At 60.1% G+C, this 3,895-nt stretch carries 3 protein-coding genes; 2 read left to right on the top strand and 1 reads right to left on the bottom strand.

Features of this window, described 5'->3' with window-relative positions; all coding sequences use genetic code 11:
* Window positions 1-98: 98 nt before the first annotated feature.
* Complete coding sequence (locus WBB85_RS17840) at window positions 99-368, bottom strand: hypothetical protein (protein ID WP_432639943.1); 270 nt, start codon at window positions 366-368, stop codon at window positions 99-101.
* Between the two features lie 140 nt (window positions 369-508).
* On the opposite strand from WBB85_RS17840, the gene WBB85_RS17835 reads away from it, so the two are divergent.
* Together WBB85_RS17835 and WBB85_RS17830 are read left to right on the top strand one after the other, a co-directional pair.
* Window positions 509-2,860, top strand: a complete 2,352-nt coding sequence (locus WBB85_RS17835; RefSeq protein WP_432639942.1) for a DNA topoisomerase IV subunit A — start codon at window positions 509-511, stop codon at window positions 2,858-2,860.
* A 108-nt stretch (window positions 2,861-2,968) separates the two neighbouring features.
* On the top strand, window positions 2,969-3,895 hold a 927-nt coding region (locus WBB85_RS17830; RefSeq protein ID WP_432639941.1), incomplete at its 3' end, for a DUF898 family protein.

Genomic DNA, 3,895 nt, shown 5'->3' with positions numbered 1-3,895 from the left:
ATTTTGAACCATTTTCGTTCGAATTCCGATGCTTACTTATCAACGTAAACCCGATCCGCTTTAGGCGGTTTTCTTCCGGCTGGCAATGATAAGCCGGATCAGTTCCCCAGGCTTGGTGCAGCGATGGAGATGACGTTGGTGAAGGTTCCGGTGCCCGAAGCAAAACCCGCCGGTGCCGAGGTGATATCGCGCGTCTCAATATCGGAGCGCCAATTTCTGTCGTCACGTTTGGGTGCGCCAATCCGGGTCTCATCGAGGGTGAGCGTCATCGGTATGGCGGCAGGCCGTGGCCGGACCGTAGCCTGTTCCTTCTGACCGATTACATAGAGTGCTGACACAAAACACATAAAGATTCCGAACCGGATCATAATTGCCCCCAAGTCAAATGCGTTGACGTGAACGTAAAGGATGGCGGCCCCGCCACATCAGGGGAAAACCGGCGGCCTTCTCCCCCCATGTTCGGTATTTCCATCTGGACCGGGAGGGACGGGCGAATTACACCACATCCATGAGCGACGATACCGACGACCGCAACATCCTGCCCGCAACCACCTCCGAGCCGCTGAGCCGTGCCATCGGCGAGCGCTATCTGACCTATGCGCTTTCAACCATCATGCACCGGGCGCTGCCGGATGCGCGGGACGGGTTGAAGCCGGTTCACCGGCGAATTCTTTACGCGATGCGGGAACTGAAGCTCTCGTCAACCGGCGGCTTCCGCAAGTCGGCGAAGATTTCGGGCGACGTGATGGGGAACTATCACCCGCACGGCGATGCCGCGATCTATGACGCGATGGCGCGGCTCGCGCAGGATTTCAACGTGCGTTACCCGCTCGTGGACGGGCAGGGAAATTTCGGCAATATCGACGGCGACAACCCGGCCGCCAGCCGCTACACCGAGGCCCGCCTGACGGCGGCGTCCGAGGCGCTGATGGAGGGGCTGGCCGAGAACGCGGTCGACTATCGCCCGAACTACGACGGCACGCTGGAAGAGCCGGTCGTCTTGCCCGCCGCCTTCCCGAACCTGCTGGCAAATGGGTCGTCGGGGATCGCGGTCGGCATGGCGACCAACATTCCGCCGCACAACCTGCACGAACTGATCGACGCTTGCCTGCATCTGGCCAAGGCGTCGAATTCCGAACTTGTCCGCGATGATACCCTGATCGAAATGGTCAACGGCCCGGACTTCCCCACGGGCGGCGTGATCGTCGAGACGAAAGAGGCGATGCGCGAGGCCTATCTGACCGGGCGCGGCAGCTTCCGCACCCGGGCGCGCTGGGCGGTCGAGGATCAGGGCCGCGGCACCTGGCAGATAATCGTCACCGAAATTCCCTATCAGGTGCAGAAATCAAAGCTGATCGAACGGCTGGCCGAGGTGATCCAGACCAAGAAGGTGCCGCTGCTGGCCGATGTCCGGGATGAAAGCGCCGACGACATCCGCATCGTGCTGGAGCCGCGGTCAAAGAATGTCGACCCCGAGATGCTGATGGGCATGCTCTTTCGCAATTCGGACCTTGAGACGCGGTTCAGCCTCAACATGAACGTGTTGATCGACGGGCGGGTGCCGAAGGTCTGTTCGCTGAAAGAGGTGCTGCGGGCCTTTCTGTCGCACCGGCAGGACGTTCTCTTGCGCCGGACCCGGCATCGGATCGAAAAGATCGACCACCGTCTGGAAGTGCTGGAAGGTTTCATAACTGCCTTCCTGAACCTCGACCGTGTCATCGACATCATCCGCTATGACGGCGACCCAAAGGCCGCCTTGATGGCCGAGGAATGGAGCCGCAAGCAGGCCCGCGCGACCTCGGAACACGACTATGTTTCACCCCTCTCGCTGCCCCATACCGAGGATGGTCTTTCCGAGGTGCAGGTCGAGGCGATCCTCAACATGCGTCTGCGCAGCTTGCGCAAGCTTGAGGAAATGGAGCTGCTGAAAGAGCAGGACGCGCTGATGCGTGAACGGGCCGAGCTTGACGACCTGATGAACGACGAGGGTCTTCAGTGGAAGAAGATCGCGGGCGAACTCCGCGATGTGCAAAAGCAGTTCGGCAAGGACGCGCCGGGCGGCGCGCGGCGCACCACCTTCGCCGAGGCGGGCGAAGTGGAAGAGGTGCCGCTTGAGGCGATGATCGAGCGTGAGCCGATCACCGTCATCTGTTCGAAGATGGGCTGGATCCGTGCGATGAAGGGGCATCAGCCCCTGGATGCGGAAGTGAAGTTCAAGGACGGCGACGAAGGTCGCTTTGTCTTCCACGCCGAGACCACCGACAAGATCTTGCTGGCAGGCACCAATGGCCGGTTCTTCACGCTTCTCGGCGCCAACCTGCCCGGCGGGCGCGGCATGGGCGAACCGGTGCGGCTGATGGTCGATCTGCCGAACGAGGCCGATATCGTCACCCTGCTGGTGCACCGGCCCGGCGAGCGTTTCATCGTCGCTTCCACGGCGGGCGAGGGGTTCACCGTGTCTGCCGATGAGGTTGTGGCCCAGACCCGAGCTGGAAAACAGGTGATGAACCTTGCCGAGGGCAACCGGATGGCGGTCTGCAAATCCGTGGCGGGGGATCATGTCGCCATCGTCTCGAAGAACCGCAAGCTTCTGGTTTTCCCGCTGGCCGACCTGCCCGAGATGACGCGCGGCAAGGGGGTGCGTCTGCAGAAGTACAACATGGCGCGCGGGCGTCAGGGGGTGCTGGAACTTGACGGCGGCCTGTCGGATTTGACGACATTCGCGCTTGCCGACGGGCTGAGTTGGCCCATGTCGAACGGCAATACGCGGACCGAGGACATGACCGACTGGATCGCCCGCAGGGCCGGTGTGGGCAAAGCCCCGCCGCACGGCTTCCCGCGCGACAATACATTCAGTTAAAGCGCATTTTTCGCCGATCGACGGGTAAATCGCCACAATTTGAACACGAAAAATTTAAAATCAGGCAGGCGAACCTTCAATCCGCCACACATCCAAAGGAAGAGATTAGTGACTTTCAACGACCGATTAAGCGCCGGCTATACCGGCGAGAAGGGGCCGCTTTTCGGCCTCGCATTCATGACCGCGCTTTTGACCCTTCTTACGCTCGGCATCTACCGTTTCTGGGCAAAGACCCGTATTCGCAAATACATCTGGTCCTCGATCCGTCTGGGCGGCGATATGCTGGAATATACCGGGACGGGGCTTGAGAAATTCCTTGGCTTTCTTGTCGCGGTCGTTGTGCTGGCGATCTATCTGGGTCTTGTCCAGCTTATTCTCTTCTATTTCGGCCTGCATTTCATCGTCGAGCCGCAGACCGATGCTGAAATCTTGATGCAGATTGGTGTCATCTATGCGTCGTTCTTCGCGCTGATCCCGCTGATCCTGTTCGCGAGCTACCGGGCGCGGCGCTATATGATGGCGCGGACGCGGCTGCGCGGTATCCGTTTCGGCATGGACAAGGCCGCCTGGGGCTATGTCTGGCGGGCAATCGGTCACGGGCTGCTGACAGCGCTGACCTTGGGTATTCTTTTGCCGCGTCAGACCTTCTGGCTGGAAAAATACAAGACCGATCACAGCTATTACGGCGATCAGCGGTTCAATCAGGGCGGCAAGTGGACGCGGCTTTACGGCGCAATGAAGCATATCTTCATCGGCATCGGGTTGGTCATCGCAGGCAGTGTGGTCACAGTGCTCAATTCGACGGGCGGTGAACCCGGTGGTGTGGCCATCCTCGGCTTTGTCGTCGTTGCGGTTGGCTATGCCTGGGGCGTTGTCGGATACATCTACTACAACGTGCACGCATTCCGTTATCTGACTGGTGAAAAAACGCTGGCCGGAGCTGGTTTCCATGCGGAACCGAGCACCGGAAAGATCATCGGTATCTCTCTTCTTGGAATGCTGATTGTCGGCGCGATTGCCGGTGTGATCTTTGCG

The organism is Albidovulum sp. (assembly GCF_049646345.1).
In the GTDB taxonomy this organism is placed as follows: domain Bacteria; phylum Pseudomonadota; class Alphaproteobacteria; order Rhodobacterales; family Rhodobacteraceae; genus Albidovulum.
The sequence above is the reverse complement of the archived record's forward strand: the minus strand, read 5'-3'. Positions and strand labels throughout refer to the sequence as shown.